Source organism: Pseudoalteromonas caenipelagi (assembly GCF_013140855.1).
Lineage (GTDB): Bacteria > Pseudomonadota > Gammaproteobacteria > Enterobacterales > Alteromonadaceae > Pseudoalteromonas > Pseudoalteromonas caenipelagi.
In genome coordinates, this window is record NZ_JABBPG010000003.1 from 431,054 (window position 1) to 453,185 (window position 22,132).

The 22,132-nt window shown below is 42.7% G+C and carries 12 protein-coding genes; 11 read left to right on the forward strand and 1 reads right to left on the reverse strand.

Going from position 1 to position 22,132, the window contains the following annotated elements; all coding sequences use genetic code 11:
* Positions 1-4: 4 nt before the first annotated feature.
* The 3 genes from pheT (at position 5) to HG263_RS10370 (ending at position 4,447) form a co-directional block, all read left to right on the forward strand.
* Positions 5-2,392 carry a phenylalanine--tRNA ligase subunit beta gene (pheT, locus tag HG263_RS10360; protein ID WP_171626000.1) on the forward strand — a complete coding sequence of 796 codons (2,388 nt, stop codon included), beginning with the start codon at positions 5-7 and terminating at the stop codon, positions 2,390-2,392.
* Positions 2,393-2,394: 2 nt separating this feature from the next.
* Entirely contained in the window at positions 2,395-2,694 is a 300-nt protein-coding gene (gene ihfA, locus HG263_RS10365) for an integration host factor subunit alpha (RefSeq protein WP_010362644.1), read from the forward strand.
* A 130-nt stretch (positions 2,695-2,824) separates the two neighbouring features.
* The gene (locus HG263_RS10370; protein ID WP_171626001.1) at positions 2,825-4,447 is read left to right on the forward strand and encodes an EAL domain-containing protein; all 1,623 of its coding nucleotides are present in this window, start codon (positions 2,825-2,827) and stop codon (positions 4,445-4,447) included.
* Between the two features lie 69 nt (positions 4,448-4,516).
* Here the strand turns inward: HG263_RS10370 and HG263_RS10375 are convergent, their stop codons facing one another.
* On the reverse strand, positions 4,517-6,136 hold the full coding sequence (locus HG263_RS10375; RefSeq protein ID WP_171626002.1) for an alpha-glucosidase family protein: 1,620 nt from the start codon (positions 6,134-6,136) through the stop codon (positions 4,517-4,519).
* A gap of 647 nt (positions 6,137-6,783) precedes the next feature.
* On the opposite strand from HG263_RS10375, the gene HG263_RS10380 reads away from it, so the two are divergent.
* The 8 genes from HG263_RS10380 to HG263_RS10415 all read left to right on the forward strand — a co-directional run bounded on the left by HG263_RS10380 (position 6,784) and on the right by HG263_RS10415 (position 22,055).
* On the forward strand, positions 6,784-9,609 hold the full coding sequence (locus tag HG263_RS10380) for a TonB-dependent receptor (protein WP_171626003.1): 2,826 nt from the start codon (positions 6,784-6,786) through the stop codon (positions 9,607-9,609).
* Between the two features lie 81 nt (positions 9,610-9,690).
* Entirely contained in the window at positions 9,691-11,184 is a 1,494-nt protein-coding gene (locus HG263_RS10385) for a tryptophan halogenase family protein (RefSeq protein WP_171626004.1), read from the forward strand.
* A gap of 19 nt (positions 11,185-11,203) precedes the next feature.
* On the forward strand, positions 11,204-13,045 hold the full coding sequence (locus tag HG263_RS10390) for a glycoside hydrolase family 13 protein (RefSeq protein ID WP_171626005.1): 1,842 nt from the start codon (positions 11,204-11,206) through the stop codon (positions 13,043-13,045).
* A 109-nt stretch (positions 13,046-13,154) separates the two neighbouring features.
* Positions 13,155-15,041 (forward strand): alpha-amylase family glycosyl hydrolase, encoded by a 1,887-nt coding sequence (locus tag HG263_RS10395; RefSeq protein WP_171626006.1) that lies wholly within the window; start codon positions 13,155-13,157, stop codon positions 15,039-15,041.
* 2 nt (positions 15,042-15,043) lie between these two features.
* The gene (locus HG263_RS10400; RefSeq protein ID WP_171626007.1) at positions 15,044-16,534 is read left to right on the forward strand and encodes an MFS transporter; all 1,491 of its coding nucleotides are present in this window, start codon (positions 15,044-15,046) and stop codon (positions 16,532-16,534) included.
* Positions 16,535-16,544: 10 nt separating this feature from the next.
* Positions 16,545-18,980 carry a glycoside hydrolase family 15 protein gene (locus tag HG263_RS10405; protein WP_171626008.1) on the forward strand — a complete coding sequence of 812 codons (2,436 nt, stop codon included), beginning with the start codon at positions 16,545-16,547 and terminating at the stop codon, positions 18,978-18,980.
* 383 nt (positions 18,981-19,363) lie between these two features.
* A complete protein-coding gene (locus HG263_RS10410) occupies positions 19,364-20,158 on the forward strand; it encodes a trypsin-like serine protease (protein WP_171626009.1) in 795 nt (264 codons plus the stop codon).
* A gap of 502 nt (positions 20,159-20,660) precedes the next feature.
* The gene (locus HG263_RS10415) at positions 20,661-22,055 is read left to right on the forward strand and encodes a pre-peptidase C-terminal domain-containing protein (protein ID WP_171626010.1); all 1,395 of its coding nucleotides are present in this window, start codon (positions 20,661-20,663) and stop codon (positions 22,053-22,055) included.
* Positions 22,056-22,132 lie beyond the last annotated feature (77 nt).

Here is a 22,132-nt window from a genome sequence, read left to right on the forward strand (position 1 = left end):
AAATATGAAATTTAGTGAAAAGTGGTTACGCGAATGGGTTAATCCAGCCATTGATACTGAGGCTCTATCTGAACAGCTTTCAATGGCAGGTTTGGAAGTTGATGGCGTAGATGCAATTGCTGGCAGTTTTTCTGGTGTGGTAGTTGGCGAAGTTGTTGAATGTGGACAACACCCTGATGCTGATAAACTGCGTGTAACTAAGGTAAATGTAGGCGAAGACGAATTATTAGATATCGTTTGTGGTGCAGCAAACTGCCGAGCTGGTTTAAAAGTAGCCGTTGCTAAAGTTGGCGCAGTATTACCAGGCGACTTTAAGATTAAAAAAGCCAAGCTACGTGGTCAGCCTTCTCACGGTATGTTGTGTGCCTTTGAAGAGTTAGGTATGGCTGAAAGTTCAGATGGCATTCTTGAGTTACCCAGTGATGCACCGATTGGTCAATGTATCCGTGAATATTTCGCGTTAGATGACGTCACAATTGATGTTGATCTGACGGCCAACCGTAGTGACTGTTTAGGTATTAAAGGTCTTGCGCGTGAAGTAGGTGTACTAAATTCACTCGACGTTACAGAAGTAGCAATTGAAGCAGTACAACCAACAATTGATGATAAAATTTCTATCGAGTTGGTAAACAGCAAAGCGTGTCCACGTTATTTAGGTCGTATTATTAAAGGCATTAACTTGGACGCTACCACACCGCTTTGGATGGTTGAGAAACTACGTCGTTCAGGTGTACGCTCAATTGACCCAGTGGTTGATGTTACTAACTATGTATTGCTTGAGCTTGGTCATCCGATGCATGCGTTTGATTTGAATGCCATTGAAGGTGGTATTAAAGTGCGCAATGCTAATGAAGGTGAGGAGTTGGTGTTGCTAGATGGCAACACGGCTAAGCTAAACCCTTCAACGCTATTAATTGCAGATGATAATAAAGCATTAGCTATGGCGGGTATTTTTGGTGGTGAAGCATCGGGTGTCAAAGAAGGCACCCAAGATATTTTACTAGAAAGCGCATTTTTCGCGCCGTTGGCAATTGCAGGTCAAGCTCGTAGCTACGGATTACACACCGATGCTTCTCACCGTTATGAGCGTGGTGTTGATTATAAGCTACAACGTGATGCAATGGAGCGCGCCACAGCCTTACTATTAGACATAGTAGGTGGTGAAGCAGGCCCTGTAGTCGAAGCTGTGTCTGAAGCTGATTTACCAAAAGAGAAGTCTGTAACTCTGCGTCGCACTCGTTTAGACAAAGTAATTGGCTACCATATTGAAGATGAGAAAGTAACTGACATTCTTACCCGTTTGGGTCTTGGTGTGAGCTTTGCTGAAGATACATGGCAGGCACAAGTACCGAGTTATCGTTTTGATATCAGTATTGAAGAAGATCTAATTGAAGAAGTTGCACGCGTTTTTGGCTACAACAACATTCCAAATGTTGCGCCTACAGCTGCACTTAAGATGACTACGCATTCAGAAGTAAATGTACCAGTGTCTCGTATGCGTAACGAGTTAGTATCTCGTGGTTATCAAGAAGCTATCACGTACAGCTTTGTTGACCCTAAAGCACAAAAACTATTGCACCCTGAGTCAGATGCCCTTGTTTTACCGCATCCTATCTCGGTAGAAATGTCAGCGATGCGTGTCAGCCTGATGACAGGCTTGATTAATGCTGTGGTTTACAACCAAAACCGTCAACAGTCGCGCATTCGCTTATTCGAACAAGGCTTAAAGTTCTTAAAAGATGAGTCTGCTGAAAACGGTGTAGCACAAGTTGCTGTTTTAGGTGGTATTGTCTATGGTAACACGCACAACGAACATTGGTCTATCGCGTCTCGTCCAAGTGACTTTTTTGATGTTAAAGGTGACGTAGAAGCGTTGCTTTCGCTTACTAACGACAGCGCTCGTTTTAGCTTTAAAGCACAAGTTAATGACGGCTTGCATCCTGGCCAATCTGCGGCTATATATTTTGATGATGTAAAAGTTGGCTTTATTGGCGCTGTTCATCCACAATTACAAAAGTCTCTAGGTTTGAATAGTACTGCCTATGTGTTTGAAGTTGAAGTAGATGCTTTAAGTGCTCGTAAACTTCCAGAAGCAGTCAATGTGTCTAAATTTCCATCAAATCGAAGAGATATTGCTATTTTAGTTGCAGATGACGTAAAAATAGGCGATATTTTAGAAAGCATTGAGAAAGTTGGCGGAAATCAATTAGTTGACCTAAACTTATTCGATGTGTATAAGGGCAAAGGTATTGAGCCAGATTTTAAGAGTTTGGCGATTGCTCTTACATTACAAGCGGTTGATAGAACTCTCGAAGAGAAAGACATCAATCAAGTTGTAGACAACGTGGTGGCCGAATTGGCCAAACAATTTAATGCATCGTTGAGGGACTAGATATGGCGCTTACTAAAGCCGACATAGCTGAACACCTATTTGAAAAATTGGGGATAAATAAAAAGGATGCCAAAGACTTAGTTGAAGCGTTTTTTGAAGAAATCCGCTCAGCGCTTGAAAAAGGGGAGCAAGTAAAGCTCTCTGGATTTGGTAACTTTGATCTCCGTGACAAAAAAGAGAGACCGGGTCGGAACCCTAAAACAGGTGAAGACATTCCTATCTCTGCGCGTCGCGTAGTAACTTTCCGTCCAGGTCAAAAACTGAAGACTCGCGTCGAAGTTGGGACCAGTAAAGAAAGTTAAAATTTTCTATAAGTGAACGCTATTCTTAAGGCCTTGGGTTTATGCCCAGGGCCTTTTGTTTTGTCATAAAAAAGTCATGTTTGTTATTTAAAATTAGGACTTCTTAAAATGGCAGGCTGGGGTTTAGATCATGCCAAGTGCATTTATGTTTGCAAAGCAATTGAGAAGTATTGCTTTGGCTTGGCTGGCTTGCAGCTTAATTTTTGGCATTTTACTGGCCTTGCTATTTATACAACACCGTGATGCAGAGCAGCTGCATATCAAAAATATCGCCGAAAAAGTGCATTTTGAACTCAATTCTCAGCTGAAAGAAATTGATGCCTTTTTAAACCAAGCCCAATCTTTAGATGTAAATTGCCCTCCTGAAACCATCTTTAAATTACGCCAGCAAGTATTTAAAAACCCAGCAATGAGTGAAATTGGTATTGTTAACCAAAAAGGGCAGTTAACGTGTAACTCGTATGGTCAATTAAATCCACCGATCCAAAAAACGGCTCCAATCAAAGCTGATGGACTGAGATATCACGGGCCGATTATTAGTGAATATATGGAAGTATCGGCTTTTGTGTTAGCTAGAACACGTCGTGACGGCTACGAAGTCAATGTGTTACTGCCTAGTGATTGGCTTCGCCATACTTTGGATCTTGAGCAATACTCAGCGTTGGATTTTATTGCTTTGGTTGATAGCGAGACCGGTGTGCCCATCATATTACAAGGTGGATATAGCTTGCCGTTGAATATGCCGTTATTTCCGATTCGTAGCTCGCTGTATGCACAAGGTCAATTTGATGACGGTGAAGATAAGTTTTTATATGCAAAACCAATAGCCTCTCTTCCTAAACTAGCAATTGTTGCCAGCAGCAACAGCGCATCTATTTTTGCCGTAGCCTCAGATTCTTTGACTGTGTTGGGGTTGCTGTATGTGTTTGTATGGGCTGCCTTGAGCTTTTTACATCATTATTATGAACTCAGACAGTTAAGCTTAAAATCTCAGTTGAAGCAGGCAATTGCTAAGCAACAATTGTTTAATGTATATCAGCCTTTAATTGATGCAAGGACCCAGCAAATCGTTGGTGTAGAAGTACTGATCCGATGGCAACACCCTACAGAAGGAGAACTGGGACCTGCTTACTTTATTCCAGAGGCAGAAAGAAGTGGGGCGATTATTGAAATATCTATTGCTCAGGTAAACACGGCAGTTGAAGAGTTACAACCGCTTTTAGCACAAAATCCAGACTTTAAAGTGTCTTTTAATGTGAATGGTCAACTATTGACTTGTAACGACTACTTAAGTTCACTTTATCGTGCTCATCGGCAGATCAATGCTTTAACAGTCGAGTTAACAGAGCGTGATGTACTGTCTCAAAACCAAGTGAAGCAAACTTTAGAGCAACTGGTACACCAAGGTATTGAAGTTGCTGTCGATGACTTTGGCACGGGATACAGCGGCCTACAGTATTTACAAAGTTTTCCGATAGATTTATTAAAAATCGACCAAAGCTTTGTCGCATCAATTGGCCTTGATAACTTGCAGTCTCCGGTTCTCAATGCGGTAATAGAAATGGCTAACAAGCTGGATAAAAAGCTGATAGCGGAGGGGGTTGAAACACCACATCAAGCGGCTTATTTGTTAAGTAAAGGGGTGACTGTTCATCAAGGTTGGTGTTATTACAAGGCTCTGAGAATCGGCGCGTTAACAAGGATTGCACAAAGCGGTGAGCAGCTCTGCACAATGAACGTATCTGCTGCGTAAGAATCTCAGTCCAAAAAAACAAAAGCCCCAGAGAAGGGGCTTTATAATAATATGCGGATAATTTAAAAATTATAGGTAGGCAAAATAGCAGGCGTAACTTGGCAAGCTAAGCTGTCCTTCATGGTAGTGTGCGGTGTTATGACGCAATTCACATGTGGTTGCTTGCGCTAATTCTATAGGCAGTTCTGCCGGTGTTTGCGCCAAGTTAAATACACACAGTAGCGTTTTACCTTGATGCTTTCTGTAAAATGCCAAGACTGGTTCGGCCGTTTCGAGAAACTCTATATCCCCATACAGTAGTTCTGGGATTTGTTTTCTCCACGCCATAAATTCTTGGAAATACTTAAGTACAGAGTCATCTTGTTGAAGCTGAGAGTTCACAGCACGTGATTGATGTTCAGTATATACCGGTAACCAAGGTTTGCCTGAACTAAAGCCTGAGTTATCAAGCTGCTGCTCCCAAGGCATAGGTGTACGACAACCGTCACGGCCTTTGAAGTTTGGCCAGAAGGTAATACCGTAAGGGTCTTGCAAGTCTTCAAAAGCAACACTTGCTTCTCCTAAACCAAGCTCCTCCCCTTGGTACATACAAACGCTACCTCGCAAAGAACCCAGTAATGCGGTGAGCATTTTTGCTTGTTGGTCATTAACCGTTTTACCATCTTTGCTCCAGCGGCTCGCCACACGCTCTACGTCATGGTTACTAAATGCCCAGCAAGGCCAGCCTTCGGTCATAACGGACTCTAATGTGCTGACTGTCTGACGAATATACTGTGCGCTGTAATCCTTCGTTAAAAGCTCAAAGCTATATCCCATATGCAGTTTATTGCCATCGGCTGTGTATTCAGCCATGGTTTTAAGTGAGTCTTCCGATGAGATTTCACCTAAACTGACTGTACCGGGGTAACGGTCTAGCAGTGCGCGGATCTCCTGCATAAATGCAAGGTTTTCAGGTTGCGTGTTGTTGTAATAGTGATATTGAAAAGCATAAGGGTTGTCTTCACTAAACCCACGACCTTGGCGCAGCTCTTTTGGTTTTGCAGGGTTGTCGCGAAGTTGCGCATCGTGATAGCAAAAGTTAATTGCATCTAAGCGAAAACCATCAACGCCTTTTTGAAGCCAAAACTCAACGTTATCCAACACCGCTTTACGTACGTCTGGATTGTGAAAGTTTAAATCAGGTTGTTCGGTTAAAAAGTTATGTAAATAATATTGGCAGCGTCTTGGTTCCCACTGCCAAGCCGTTCCACCAAAAATAGATAACCAGTTATTTGGTGCACTGCCGTCGGGCTTTGCATCAGCCCAGACATACCAGTCAGCTTTGTTGTTATCACAGCTTTCACGACTTTCAACAAACCACTGATGTTGGTTTGATGTGTGGCTTAAAACTTGGTCAATAATGATCTTAATATCACGTTGATGTGCTTGTTCTATTAAAGCATCAAAATCGTCTAAATTGCCAAACATTGGGTCGATATCTCGGTAATCGCTAATATCGTAACCAAAATCTTTCATAGGAGATTTAAAAAACGGCGAGATCCAAATAGCATCAACGCCTAATGACTTGATGTAATCTAATCGATTTATGATCCCCGGCAGATCACCAATGCCATCACCATTTGTATCTTGAAAGCTGCGTGGGTAGATCTGATAGATCACTGCACCTTTCCACCACTGCTGTTGAGCCATGTATATTCTCCAAATCTTTGCTCAGTACCACGACCATTTAAGCTGTTATGCAAAGTAGGTGCGGGGCAATATTGGGCAAAAGCATACGTTATCCCCTAAATACTGTAAAAAAGTTGCATACGTATGCAGCTTAAATACCTGAATTGGAGTCATTCAAAAGTTAAAACGAGAGCGATAAATTCATGTGTAATAAAAGTTTACCAATTTATATTCGTTGAAAAGCAATGTCTTTATAAGGGTTGTATTTTAAGATATTTCAACTGCATATTTGGTAAGACCAATTTAACTGTTGTTTAAGGGAGGCATTGATTTGCAGGAGACTATAGCGATCATCTATGACAAAAATAAGAAACTAAGTTAAGCGAAAAGCAAAGAGTCGCTATATATTTGTGACAAGGTAGGTAAAATTGCTTCTATTAAAATTGTTTAATAATCAACTATTTGGAATTTTTATTGTGAAGCAAATGTAAAAATAAATCTGTTGACTATAGTTTGAATACGTATGCATAAAGTTGTTTATAAAATTGGCTGAGGGCTAATATGCATCCTGACAACAAAAGTAGCTGGGCACTCATAGCTTTTTATATAAACAAAGCGGCCAATAATAAGGTGACCAGTAATAAATTGGGTAATTGGGATAAAACACTATGTCTATGTTCAAACCAAGTATGTTAACGCTTGCACTGATTGGTGCGGGAGTTGTATCACACACAGCTTATGCAGCTGAAGAAACAGCTAAAAACGAAGCAGATAAAAAAGTAGAAGTAATAGAAGTGAAAGGCTTTCGTGCCAGTGTTGTTGAGTCTATCAACACTAAACGTTTCTCTTCTGAAGTTGTGGAGTCAATTTCTGCCGAAGACATAGGTAAATTACCTGACTCTTCAATTGCTGAGTCAATCGCGCGTTTACCAGGTCTTGCGGCACAGCGCTTAGATGGTCGCGCAAGTAAAGTAAGTGTGCGTGGTTTCAGTGAAGATGAAAGTGCAACGACATTTAATGGTCGTGAGCAAGTGTCTATTTCTGATAACCGTGGTGTAGAGTTTGACTTATATCCGTCAGAAATCATGAGCGGTGTTACCGTTTATAAAACACCGAGCGCCAACCTTGAAGCAGAAGGTATAGCGGGCGTGATTGATATGCAAACAATCAAACCGTTAAGTACCGATGAACGTATCGTACAGCTTAATACTATGTATGAGAAAACCAGCTTTGATAAGTTAAATCCAGATGGTGACGATGCTGGATTACGTGGCACTTTCTCTTATGTTGATAAGTTTAATGATGACACAATTGGTGTTGCATTAGCGCTGACAACCATGACCTCGCCGAACCAAGAAAAACGCTGGAATGCTTGGGGTTACCCTGAGTTTGAAGCAGGTGGTAAGCAATACTCAATTTTAGGTGGTGCTAAGCCTTTTGTACGCTCATCAACACTTGAGCGTGACTCAGTGATGTTTGTGTTAGAAGCGGCACCGAGTGACGACCTTTCAATGGTGTTTGATGCGCTCTATGTTGACTTTAAAGATAAGAAGATATTACGAGGTATTGAAATACCATTTGCGTGGGGTCAGGGTTCAATTGCACCAGAAAATGCAACTGTCGACGCAGCAACTGGTTTTATCACCAGTGCAATCACTGAAGGCCAGCGTGTTGTTGTACGTAATGATTACGAAGAGCGTTCAGCAGAGCTTAGTGCATTTGGCTTTAACACTAAATATAATGTAGATGATTCACTAACACTTGAGCTTGATGTGAGCCACTCAAGCGTAGACAAAAAAGTGTGGAGCCTTGAGAGCTACTCAGGTACAGGGCGTGGAAACGATCGCGGTATTGCAGATACGATTGGTTACGCGCTAAATGGCGGAAACACCGGGGCTCAATTTTCACACCAGTTGGATTATAGCGATTATGATTTAATTAAACTGGGTGGTCCTCTTTCTTGGGGGGGGAGTGCTGCATTGAATGAAAAATATGGTGTGGTAGGTGAAGACAATGCCGATGGTGAATACGTACCTCACCCGTATGAAAACCAATTACAAGATGGCTTTTTAAATACGCCTACAGTTGAAGATGAGCTTAACACATTGAAACTTGCTGCCAAGCAAGTACTAGATAATGAGTTTATCTCAAGTGTTGAAGGTGGTATTTCTTATCGCAAGCGTGAGAAAAATAAGGTCTCAGAAGGTTACTTCCTAACATTAAGTGATTTTTCTTACCCAGATAATGCTGGTTTGATGGTTGTGCCTGAGCAATATCGACTTGGCACTGCAAGCTTAGATTTTATTGGCATGGGCGATATGATCGCGTATGACTCAAAAGCAATGGTTGCAGATGGTCAGTTTAGTATGTTGGCAGAGAGCTTAACAAAACCAGATCACGCAACAAAATCGTGGAAAGTTGAAGAACAAGTGACGGCTGCGTTTGTACAAGCAAATATTAATGCTGAGCTAGCTGGTTTACCTTTAACCGGCAATGTGGGGGTTCGTTATGTTAGAACGGAGATTAGTACCGAAGGTGTAGTTGCTGACAATGGTGCTAATGGCCAATTGGTGCTTACATCAAGCTTGGTTGAGAATGATTATTCACATGTTCTGCCTAGCTTAAATTTATCGCTAGCAATTGACGAGACTCAAACTGTACGTTTTGGTGCAGCGAAAACGATTTCTCGCCCACGCATGGATGAAATGAATTCGTCTTTGGCTCGAAACTATAACAATCAACAAGATGATAATGGTAACAACTGGGAAATAAAGGGCGGAAATCCACACTTAGCACCAAAAGAGGCAACAGGCATTGACCTGACCTATGAGAACTATTTTAGTGCTGAAGGCTACTTCTCTGTGGCTGCATTTTATAAAGACTTAAATGAGTGGATCTTTGATGGCTCTGTTGAGCAAGACCTAACAGGTGTTGTTAACCCTGCAACAGGTGAAGTTCCTGCAAATCCAATTGCGACACGTAAGTACAAAGAAAATGGCGGCGGAGGTGATCTTTGGGGTTACGAGCTTGCAGTTACCTTGCCATTTAATTTGTTCCATGAAAGTCTAGAAGGTTTTGGTGTGATAGCCAGCCATACTGGCGTAGAACAAGATGTAAAAGATCAATATGGTAATGAATATAAGCTTCCTGGTTTATCGGAAAAAATTCAAAGCCTAACCGTTTATTATGAAAACTACGGCTTCCAAGCGCGTACCAGTATGCGTAAGCGTAGTGACTTTAAAGGTGAAGTTAATGGCGTTGGTTTTACAGGCGTGCAAGTAGATATCTTAGGTGAAACAATCTGGGATGCTCAGTTAGGCTATGACTTCGGTGAAGGTGGCTTCAAAGAGCTAGAGGGGCTATCAGTATCTTTGCAAGTGCAAAATATTACCGAAGAGCCGTTCACTGCCTTATCGGGTGATAACGCATTACAAGTTCGTGACTACCAAGATTATGGTCGCACCTACATGCTAGGATTAAGCTATAAGTTTTAATCGCTGACACGCGATTGAGTTAAAGCCCTTGTCGTTAAAAACAAGGGCTTTTTTGTATCACACTATGGTGAGGCTTTTATTATGTCTGCTGAGCAAATAAAGAATGTTGTCATTGTTGGAGGGGGCACAGCTGGTTGGTTAAGTGCGTCGTTTCTAGCCAAAATGATGGGTAAGCTCCTTAATATTACGGTACTTGAGTCAGTCGATATCGGCACAGTTGGTGTTGGTGAAGCCACTATTCCACCTCTACAACATTTTAATAGCGCGATGGGAATTGATGAAGCGGCATTTATAAAAGCCACCAAAGCAACCATCAAGCTGGGCATACAGTTTGAAGGATGGGGCACGCAAACTAGCTGTTATATGCATGCTTTTGGTGCGATAGGTAAAGACTTTCCATTTTGTGAGTTTCATAACCATTGGTTACATGCAAAACAGCAAGGGAATAAGTCAGACTTCTGGGATTTTTCATTAAACTATCAAGCTGCAAAACACCACAAATTCGCAAAACTCAATGCCATTCCAGGCACCAAGCTACCGGGTATTTCTTATGCGTATCATTTTGATGCGGGCTTATATGCCCAGTTTTTGGCCGAGCATGCCAAAAGTATGGGTGCTAAGCACATAACGGGCACGGTTAAAAACGTTCATAAAGATAAAATATCAGGTAATGTTGTTTCGCTAGAATTAGACAGCGGTCAACAAGTGCAGGGCGACTTATTTATCGATTGTACCGGCATGCACGGGTTACTTATTGATAAAGCGCTTAACACAGGATTTGAAGATTGGTCTCATTGGCTGCCGTGTGACAGCGCGTTGGCAGTGCCCAGTGAGCACTGTGATGAACAACGTGCACCGTATACTCGCTCAATTGCTCATAGTTGTGGTTGGCAGTGGCAAATTCCATTGCAACACCGTATTGGAAATGGTTTGGTGTATGCAAGCAAGCACTTGTCTGATGAACAAGCCAAGCAATTGCTACTGAATAGCTTACCTGCAAAGCCATTGGCAGAGCCAAAACTTATCCGCTTTAGAACTGGGCGCAGACTCAAGCAATGGCACAAAAATGTGGTTTCTATCGGCTTATCGAGCGGTTTTTTAGAGCCTCTGGAGTCAACCAGTATTCACCTAATCCAAACGGCCATAGTGCGACTGGTTAAGTTGTTTCCTTATCAAGGTATAGAACCGACTCAAGTCGCGCTCTATAACCAGCAGTCTAAGATTGAATTTGAACGGATCCGCGACTTTATTATTTTGCATTACAAGTTGAATCAACGAGACGATTCGGACTTTTGGCGTCAGTGCCAAAATATGGAAATACCACAAAGCCTTGCCAATAAAATAAGCCTTTTTGAGCGAACAGGTAAGCTGTTAAGAGAAGATGATGAATTGTTTGCAGAGGTTGCTTGGCAGCAAGTGTTTATTGGTCAGGGGCTAAGACCAAAGCAACTACACCCTCTTGTGCATGCACTGAGCGAACAACAAAGAGCTGAGCTACTGACGAGTCTTAACACGCTTATTCAGCAAAGTGTAGAGCGAATGCCAAGCCATGAGCAGTTTTTAGCTCAACTATAACAATGGAGTGAAGTACTAAATGCGGATATCTTTAGTCATCATTATGAGTTTTTTTGGCTTTATTAGCGCTGCCAAAGCATATCAGCTGGAACCTAAAAACTGGTGGGTTGGCATGAAGCACCCAGAAGTACAGATTATGGTGCGCAAGTCCAATATTGTCGGCGCAGATATCAGTTTAAAACCCTACAAGGGCGTGAGTATTAGCAGTGTTCAGTATGGCGACAGCCCTAACTATGCATTTATCAATGTGCGCATTGAGCCTGATGCAAAAGCCGGAGAGTTATTTTTTGAAGTTAATACTCACGGTGAGCAAGAACAAATCAGCTATCCTTTGTTAGCACGTCAAACGGGCAGTGCGCAGCGTCAAGGATTTTCAAGCAAAGATGTTATTTACTTAATAAACCCAGATAGATTTGCCAATGGTAACGCTCAGAACGACAGCGTTGAAGGTATGTTAGAAAAAGCCAACCCTACTTATCGCGGCGGACGCCATGGCGGTGATCTTGCAGGCATCATAGCGCACCTAGATTACTTTAAAGATATGGGGTATACACAACTTTGGTTGACGCCAGTGCGTGAAAACAATATGGCGGACTATTCTTATCATGGTTATGCGCTCACGGATTTTTATAAAGTAGACCCGCGCATGGGAAGTAACGAAGAATATCCACAGTTGACTCGAGAGGCTGCAAAAAGAGGCATCGGGATCATAATGGATATGGTGCTCAATCACAGTGGTTTAAATCATTGGTGGGTTGCTGATAAGCCGACGCGAGATTGGCTAAACTTTGAGGGTCAATTTAGCGGTACCAGCCATGCAAGACAAACCATTCAAGACCCGCACGCCAGTGAGTTTGATAAAAAGCAGTTCAATGATGGCTGGTTTGTTCCGACTATGCCCGATTTAAATCAACGCCAACCTTTGCTTGCTACCTACCTTATCCAAAATGCGATTTGGTGGATTGAATATGCCAACCTCAGTGGCATTAGGGTAGATACTTACTCTTATTCAGACAAGGCATTTTTAGCAAACTGGACGCAGCGAATTATGGCTGAATACCCTAACTTTAACATCGTTGGGGAAGAGTGGAGTAGCAACCCTGCAATTACGTCATACTGGCAGCGTGGCAAAGTCAATCAAGATGGTTATCGCTCAAGCTTGCCCAGCGTGATGGATTTTTCACTGCAAGAAGCCCTTGTCAAAGCACTCAACGAAGAAGAAAGTTGGAACACAGGGTGGATAAGAGTGTATCAGTCGATAGCCAACGATTTTTTGTACGCTGATACAAATAACTTGCTGATATTTTTGGATAACCACGATATGAGCCGAGTGTTCACTGAACTCCAGCAATCGTTAGATAAAACCCAATTGGCGATGACGTTATTGCTCACCACTCGCGGTATTCCACAAATTTACTATGGTACAGAGGTGCTTTTAGACAACACACCATCCAATGATCATGGCGATATTCGCATTGATTTTCCCGGTGGTTTTAAAGGCCAAGCGCAAGATGCTACCACCGCGAGGGGATTGAGCAAGTCGCAGCGCCTGATGCAAAACCACGTACGAAAACTGACACATCTACGTCAAGCTTACCCTGCGTTGAGCCAAGGGGCGTTAACACACTTTGCTCCGTATTCAGGTATTTATAGCTATGTGCGCAGCACTGCAACGCAGCATATTTTAGTGCTGTTAAACAAGAACCAACAGGCAATGAAGGTAGATATGAATCGCTATAAAGAGACATTGGCTGATGCGACAACGGCGGTAGACGTTTTGACAAATGAGGTGGTCGACGTATCTCAAACTGTCGAAATACCTAAAATGGGTGCGAGATTGCTAGTGCTAAAGCATGACTAGAGTATGAATCAAAGCGGTGAATACGTATGCAGGCGGTTCAACCTGTGGGATAAGCCAAGGTAGACTGCCATAAGCCACATTATGACAACAACAAGTGACTACAAGTTTAATGATAAATAATAAATCAAACGTCGCACTGAGCCGCTATAAACGCTCAATAATAGGCCTACTATGTGCAACCGCGCTAATGAGTTGCTCACAGCCCAGTGAACAGAGTGTGTCTAACACGGAGACTGACATCTCAACAACTGGGGTGAAAATAAGTAAGCCTGTTGTTTACCAAGTATTTACTCGACTATTTGGCAACAAAGAAACGGCCAATGTGCCGTGGGGAACGCTTGAGCAAAACGGGGTAGGTAAGTTTGCTGACTTTACACCAAAAGCACTCCAAGAAATAAAAGCATTAGGGACCACGCATATCTGGTATACGGGCGTGTTACACCACGCACTGGTGACTGAATATAGTAAGTTTGGTATTGCTAGCGATGACCCTGATGTGGTGAAAGGTCGCGCGGGTTCACCTTATGCAGTAAAAGACTACTATAACGTTAACCCTGACTTGGCGGTTGACCCCAGTCAAAGACTTGCTGAGTTTGACGCTTTAATAGCGCGCACTCATCAAGCAGGAATGAAAGTGGTTATCGATATAGTGCCCAATCATGTTGCAAGAAACTATCAGTCATCATCGGCACCTGATGGGGTGGTTGATTTTGGCGCTCACGACGATACAACAAAAGCTTACGCCAGAGACAACAACTTTTACTATGTTGTTGGAGAGGATTTCCAAGTACCACAAAGTGACGATTATCAGCCTCTGGGCGGTCAGGCTCATCCACAAAGTGATGGGCAGTTTGCCGAGTCCCCTGCGAAATGGACCGGAAACGGCTCAAGAGCTGCCCAGCCAGATATCAATGATTGGTATGAAACCGTCAAAGTAAATTATGGCGTAAAACCTGATGGCAGTTATGATTTCCCTCGACTACCTGTCGGCTTTGATAAAAAATCCATTGCTGAGCACTATGCATTTTGGCAGCAGCATGATTTACCCGATAGCTGGTACAAGTTTAGAGATATTACCCATTACTGGCTTAACCGTGGTGTTGATGGATTTCGCTACGATATGGCAGAGATGGTGCCTGTGGAGTTTTGGAGCTTTTTAAATTCGTCAATAAAGATGCAAAACCCAGATGCATTTTTGTTGGCAGAAGTATACAACCCCACGCTTTATCGTGATTATATCCATAAAGGCAAAATGGATTATCTGTACGATAAAGTTGGCTTTTACGATAGTTTAAAAGCACTAATGCAGCAAACGGGTAGCGCCAAAGACGTACTTGAACAACAGTACAAAGTACAAGATATCGCCAAGCACATGCTGCACTTTTTAGAAAACCATGATGAACAACGAATTGCCAGCGATGAATTTGCAGGCGATGCTCAAATGGGTAAACCTGCCATGGTGGTATCTCACTTGATCAGCAAGTCGCCGAGTATGTTGTATTTTGGTCAAACTGTGGGTGAAGACGGCTCTGAAGATGCAGGGTTTGGTAAACCAAGTAGAACCAGTATCTTTGACTATATTGGCGTGCCGGCTCATCAAGCGTGGATGAACAATGGTAAGTTTGATGGTGGCAAGCTTAGTGAGCAGCAACGAGGCTTACGCGCCTATTACGTTAAGCTGATGTCGTTAAGCACATTACCTGCTGTTGTTGCAGGTGACTTACATTCTGTTGAGGTGGATGCCCAAAATACGATAGCGCAACAGCGGGTAATGGCATTTGCACGAGCCTTTTCCAATCAAAAGCTAGTTGTAGTGAGTAATTTTGATGCAAAAGAGTCACACACTATCACCTTGCACCTGCCAACTGAGTGGCAAAACACACGTTATCTTGCCAAAGACATGTTAGAGCATCATGCCAGCGTGCGCGTAAAGGATAACCAAATTAAGATTACTTTAGCCCCACGTGCCAGTGCGGTTTATTTACTAGAGGATTAGCCATGCAACAAAAACCAAACCTGAGCTTTTGGCAAATATGGAATATGTGTTTTGGCTTTTTAGGTATTCAATTTGGCTTTGCACTACAAAACGGTAACGTGAGCCGCATTTTTCAAACCCTAGGTGCATCGGTTGATGATATTCCCATTCTTTGGGTAGCCGCCCCCTTAACGGATTTAATTGTTCAGCCAATTATTGGTTATTGGAGTGATAAAACGTGGGGTCGCTTGGGACGTCGTAGGCCGTTCTTTTTGTATGGCGCTATTTTGACCACCTTAGCGCTGTTCATCATGCCAAACTCGCCAACTCTTTGGATAGCAGCGGGTGTGTTATGGATTATGGATGCCTCAATTAACGTGACTATGGAGCCGTTTAGAGCATTAGTGGGGGATAACCTAAATGAAAAGCAACGTGCGACAGGTTATTCAATGCAGAGCTTTTTTATCGGTGTAGGCGCCATTGTAGCCTCAGCGTTGCCTTGGATGATGACCAATTGGTTTGGGGTTAGTAACACCGCTGAGAATGGGCAAATTCCAGAATCTGTAAAATATGCCTTTTATTTCGGTGGTGCGATTTTGTTTTTAGCGGTGATGTGGACCATTGTCAAAACTAAAGAATATAGTCCAGAGCAACTTGCAAAATTTGACGGCCATGTTGACAGTAAGGACGAAGCACAAAAGCCCTTAAAAACCATTAATTTTGCCAAAGGGGCACTGATATTTTTGGTACTAGGTGGTGGACTGCTGGCGAGTGTATTTGTCTTAGAGCTAGAAAAGGAGCTGTATTTATTATCTGCTTTATTACTTAGCTTTGCGGTTGTACAGCTTCTTGCTGGCTTTTTACAAAACCAGCAACGTGTTAGCGGTGGTTTCTATCAAGTGATTTATGATGTGTTTAGCATGCCGACGACGATGAGACAGCTTGCAGTTGTGCAGTTTTTTAGCTGGTTTGCATTGTTTGCTATGTGGATTTATACCACCTCTGCGGTTACTAGCTTTCACTACGGTAGCTCAGATGTCACCAGCAAAGCCTATAATGATGGTGCTGATTGGGTCGGTGTGTTGTTTGCTGCATATAATGGCTTTGCAGCATTGGCGGCCATTATTATCCCACTTATGGTTAAACGCATTGGGCTGGCTAAAGCTCATTGCGTGAATTTACTGCTCGGCGCGGGTGCGTTAATCAGCTTTATCTTAATTCCACAGCCGCAATTGCTATGGCTTCCGATGATTGGTGTCGGGTTTGCTTGGGCATCAATTTTGTCGCTGCCGTATGCGATGCTGAGTAACTCGCTACCAAGTCATAAAATGGGCGTGTTTATGGGGATCTTTAACTTTTTCATCGTGATCCCTCAGTTACTTGCAGCCAGCATTTTAGGATTAATTTTGAGACACCTGTTTGAAAACCAGCCTATCTATGCGCTAGTAATTGGTGGCGTATCTTTTATTTTTGCAGCCGTGTCGGTTTTACGTGTAAACACGACCTCAGCTTAGGAAAGTTATTATGAAAAACAAAATCAATACATTAACTATAGCACTTATTGCTGCAAGCCTTGTGGGGTGTGGTAGTGCACAAAATAATAGCCAAGTCACTGCAGACGTAGCACCAGGCGCGCCGGGTGATAAACCTTATTGGGCCTATTCAGGTAAAACGGGTATAGGTACTTCTTACGAAGCATACGCAGATGGTCAATACAGTGATAATGCACAAACGGGCACTGTATCAAAAGTGTGGTTTTCGCTAGCGCAAGGCATGATCACTGAAACCATGTTCGGACTTATCCATCAAGCTCAGCTAAAAGATATGCAATTGGTTATCACAGGTGTAGATGCAAACGGCCAAGCGTTTAGCGTGGCAGAGAGTAATTCAAGTGACTTTGAGATCTCGGTTGACTACTTGTACAAAGATGCACAAGGTCGTCCTCTGTCACTTGCCTACAAAGTGCTAAGTAAAGATAAGTTAGGGCGCTTTGAGCTTGGAAAACATATTTTTACAGACCCCGATGGGCAAAGCCTATTTGTTCGAAGCCAAATAAAGACTGACCTAGATACACCTATCCAAGTGTATGTATCTGCAAATCCCTACATTAACAACAATGGCGTGAATGATTTTGCCAAAGTCACCAAGCAAGGTCTAGTCGCTTACGAAGGCGACAACTATCTTACCTTACAAGCCGCGGGCGGTTTTGAAAAAGCGTCGGTGGGTTTTACCGGACAAAGTGATAATCTCGCTGCCCTTATGAGCACTCAGCAGCTTAAACAAACATATGCATCAACAGGTGAAGAGTCTGGCAATGTGAGCTTACTGGGTAAGCTGGGGGATGTGAGGGGGAGTGGGCAGTTTGATATGGTGCTCAGCTTTGGCAGGTCTCAAAAAAGAAGTGCTGAACAAGCAAGCAAAACACTCTCTAAAGGGTATCAAGCCGTCCTTGATAACTACAACGGCAAAGGGGAGGCTATAGGCTGGGAAGACTACCTTACGTCATTAAAGCCAATGTCTCGTTTAACTCAATATAGTGCTGATCAAGGTAAGCTTTTATATACCAGCGCTATGGTTTTAAAAGCGCAAGAAGATAAAAGCTATGCGGGTGCATTAATCGCGTCATTATCTAACCCATGGGGCGACACCGTGCCTGCAATCGAAGGGTCGACAGGCTACAAAGCTGTATGGGTGAGAGACTTCTATCAAGTGGCCATGGCCTTTATGGCGATGGGGGATACACAAACCGCTAAAACGGCATTTGAGTATTTAGAAAAAGTGCAAGTTACAGACGTGACACCAGGGAATAATGGTGATACGGGCTGGTTTTTACAAAAAACGCACGTTGACGGGGAGCTTGAGTGGGTTGGCGTGCAGTTAGACCAAACAGCCATGCCAATTATGCTAGCTTGGAAACTACATCAAGCAAAAGTGCTCGATGATGAAGAATTAAGCCATTGGTACACTAAAATGCTAAAGCCAGCAGCTGACTTTTTAGTACAAGGTGGTAAAGCGAAGATCCTGTGGAATGACACACAAGTTACCCCGCCGGCAACGCAGCAAGAGCGTTGGGAAGAGCAAAATGGCTACTCTCCGTCAACCACTGCTGCTGTCATAGCTGGATTAGTGACAGCCTCCGATATTGCTAAGCGCAGTGGAGATATGGCTGCTTCAGCACGTTATCTTGAAGTGGCGCAGCAATATGACAAGCAAGTTGAAGCGTTGATGTTCACACACGAAGGGATACTAAAAGAGCGAGCTCAAAGTAAAGTAACTGATGAGCAATATTTCTTTAGAATTGGTCAAGATTCTAACCCTAATAGCAATGACAAAATCAACAGTAACAATGGTCGTGAAGGGATGAACAAAAAGGCCATTATTGACGGCGGCTTTTTAGAATTGGTGCGTTATGGTGTGCGCTTAGCAGATGCACCGAGTATTTTGGCCACCTTGCCAGAGTATGAAGATGAAAGCATGATTGATAACTTACGAGTTAAATATAGCTTCACTTTTGATGGGCACAGCGGTACTTACCCAGGGTATAGACGCTATGGTAATGACGGTTACGGTGAAGATGAAGTAACTGGTAACAACTATGCGCAAGGGGGCGAAAATACCTCTGGTCAGCGCGGTCGTGTTTGGCCGTTTTTCACCGGTGAACGAGGTCATTATGAAATCGCATCAGCGGCGCAAAATAATCAGCTATCTAGTGACAAAGTGCAGCAAATAAAACTAACGTATGTAAAAGGTATGGAGCTATTTGCCAATGAAGGCATGATGTTACCTGAGCAAGTTTGGGATAATGTGGGTGCTAACCCAAGGGGTTACGAGTTTGGTGAAGGCACTAACTCTGCAACACCACTGGCTTGGACACATGCCGAATATGTTAAGTTGGTAAGGTCTTTGGCGGATAAACAAGTTTGGGATCACTATCCAATCGTTGAACAAAAGCTTAAGTAGCACGTTAATTTCAACAGCAGGCGATATCGTCTGCTGTTTTTTATAACTCACTCACATACCCGCACATTTACCCAAAACGCATTTTTTATTGTTACGCATCAGTTTGCCTGATAACTTTGCTATATAACCTCAGCTGCACATAAGCGAATTTGCCCAATAAAGCTATTTCGCGCACTCTCTTCGTTATTTTCACTTGTAATAGCACGCTATTATTTCGCGAAAATGCCTTGATATTGAGCGAAATATCATCATTGGATATTGAAAAGGTTACAACGTCTCCATTGTGAGCCATCAAAATTCTTGTCCGCAGCTGAGGTTATATATGAAGCTTTTTATTAATTGAAAGGTTAGGCTAGGAGCTTAAGTCACATCTAAGGAAAAGTATGAGTAAGATATTGCCGATAGTTTTGTTAATGATGTCATGGTCTAGTTGGCCAATTGTGCAAAGACATGATGTACCAAAAGATCAGTATATAGCTCAATCTACTCCCGAGTATCTTATTGATATGCCTGGTGAAGGGCACGGTGTTTTATTTAAGCCAAACTGGATTGTCACAGTTGCACATCTTATTTTTGCGGATTATAGCGGGCGTCAAATCACCATTGCGAATGAGCAATTTACCATTGAAAAAGTGGTAGTTCACCCGAATGCTAAAAAGCCAAGTGAAGCTTTATTTAAAGGCGACGCAAAACCTCTGATGGACTTTATGAAAACTACCAGTGATATCGCACTTATTAAGTTAACTAAGGATGTTACGCATGTTAAGCCTATTGAACTCTATACCGGTTCTGATGAGAAAGGCAAAGCTATCACGGCATTTGGTCGAGGCTCAACTGGCGATGGCCTAAATGGCTCAGTATTTGAGACAAAGAGGCAAAAAACACTACGGCGGATGCAAAACATCATAGATAGAGTTAATGGCAATTGGCTATCGATTCAATTTGATAAAGCTGAGAAGGGCTTGCAATACGAAGGTATTGACGGTTCAGGCGATAGTGGCGGCCCACTAATATACTCCGATAATGACAAGCAGTACCTCGTTGGTATGTTTAGTTGGGATTTTGTTGAAGGAGATTTAAAGGCCTTTAAACATGGCCTGTATGGCGGAAGATCGTATCAGTTGCGCATTTCTTCATACATCGATTGGATAACTACCCAGATAGATGCTAATCCCTAATCTTTGCAGGGTGTTAGCGTTAAGAATAGAAAAATAAAGATTTAACTTTACAATTGCTTGCTTAAAGCCCTAAAAGCAGCGCTCTTACGTCTCAACGCGCAAAAAATTATTGTTAAAAATGCAGAGGTTTGTTCGTTTAAGGTTATAAAGTAAGCAATATAATCAACTGGTTAAATATTATCTCTCGACTATCCAAAATCGTCGACATGTAATTTCTGTAAGCTTTATAAAAATAAAATGTTGAATAGTTGAGCTGAGCGTGCCATATTTTTTGAGCAATTTACAAAATTGCAATGTATTCATTTTATCAACAATCATTTAGGAGACGTATATGTTTAATGTAATCGTATTACGCCCTAGTGATCTGCATGAATGTTCCGTTGACTATCACTTGAGTGAGTGGTTCGACGAATAGCCCCACCTGAATTTTAACACCTACCTATGCCCAAATTGTATTTGCGGCAGGGATAACTATAACTATTAAAATTCAGGTAAATTTCTTATGAAAAACAACACTAACATTCTATCTGTATCACTAGCAGCTTTGTTGCTTGCCAGCGCCAATAGCCATGCATGCTTAACCAATGAAATTGAGTCGAATAATATTGAAGCCAATGCCAATACAGGCATTTGCAGTAATACCTTGGTCAGTGGAGAGCTGTCGCGCAATGACGTCGACTGGTTTAGCTTCGACATAACACAACCGGTTGCGATTGATATTTCTTTAGACCATAGCAGTGGTGACGACTTTGACTGGTTTTTGTATGAACAGACGGGCCCTGCGGTAGCCAGCAAAGAGACAAGTCAAACCCCAGAGGCTGGGAGCTATCAGGCAAGTGCAGCAGGCACTTATTTTATCAAGCTTACCCGTTACAGTGGTACTGGATGGTACGATTTAAATGTCAGTTTTGACCAAGATAGCGGTCCCACACCACCAACGGGAAGCTGTAATTATGGACCCAGACCTTCCAAGCCAGGCGCGCTAAAAGCGTATGTTGTGGGTAACAGTACCGACACGTGTAATACGCTAACATCTGGAGAAGGTGCTTCGCTGTTAATGGGAGGCGGTACTGATGTTGATAATGCGTTCAGTCAACGTGTCGTCACTCATGTTGGCACTGGTGCAGATGTGGTGGTGCTGCGCACATCGGGTACTGATGCATACAATGATTATTTATTGGCGTTAATGAATGCAGACTCTGTGGAAACATTAATTGTTGATTCGGTTAATAAAGCCAATGATCCCTATGTAGATTGGGCTATTCGCAGTGCTGAATTTGTGTGGTTTGCAGGTGGTGACCAATCAGATTACTTGAACCAATGGCAAGGAACACAGTTGCAGTCGGCCGTCCAACATGTTTTTGATAAAGGAGGTGTAGTAGGTGGCACTTCTGCTGGTATGGCGTTAATGGCAAACAGTATTTACGATCCAGATGGAGTATCGGGTGCGGTTTCCAATGAGGTGGTTACGGATTTCTGTCATCAAACTTTAAATTTCAGTAGTCGTTTTATCTCAATTCCAATGCTAGATAACGCGTTGACTGATACACATTTCGCACAACGAGATAGAATGGGTCGCGCAGCAGTGTCTTTGGCCCACCATAGCAGCAACCACTTCAATATTGCAGCCAGTGAAGCGACTTCTATTTTTATCACTCATGATGGTCACTCCGTGGTGGATGGTAATGGTGAAGTCTATGTGTTGCGAGAGTCCGCACAAACTCAGCGCACAACATTGGCGTGCGGACAAGCGGTTCAATATCAAGATATATCGCGAGTGAAACTGCTGCCTGGTCAATATTATAATGTGTATAGCCATACACATTCAGGTAGTGAGTTAGCAATCTCTATAGATGGAACGCAAAGTAACTTTTACCTCCCTAACGACCCATATTAAGGTACTGCTTGAATTGTCGTAACTATTAAATTGATAAAAGAAAAATCCGATATGAGTGAGTATTGGATTTTTCTATG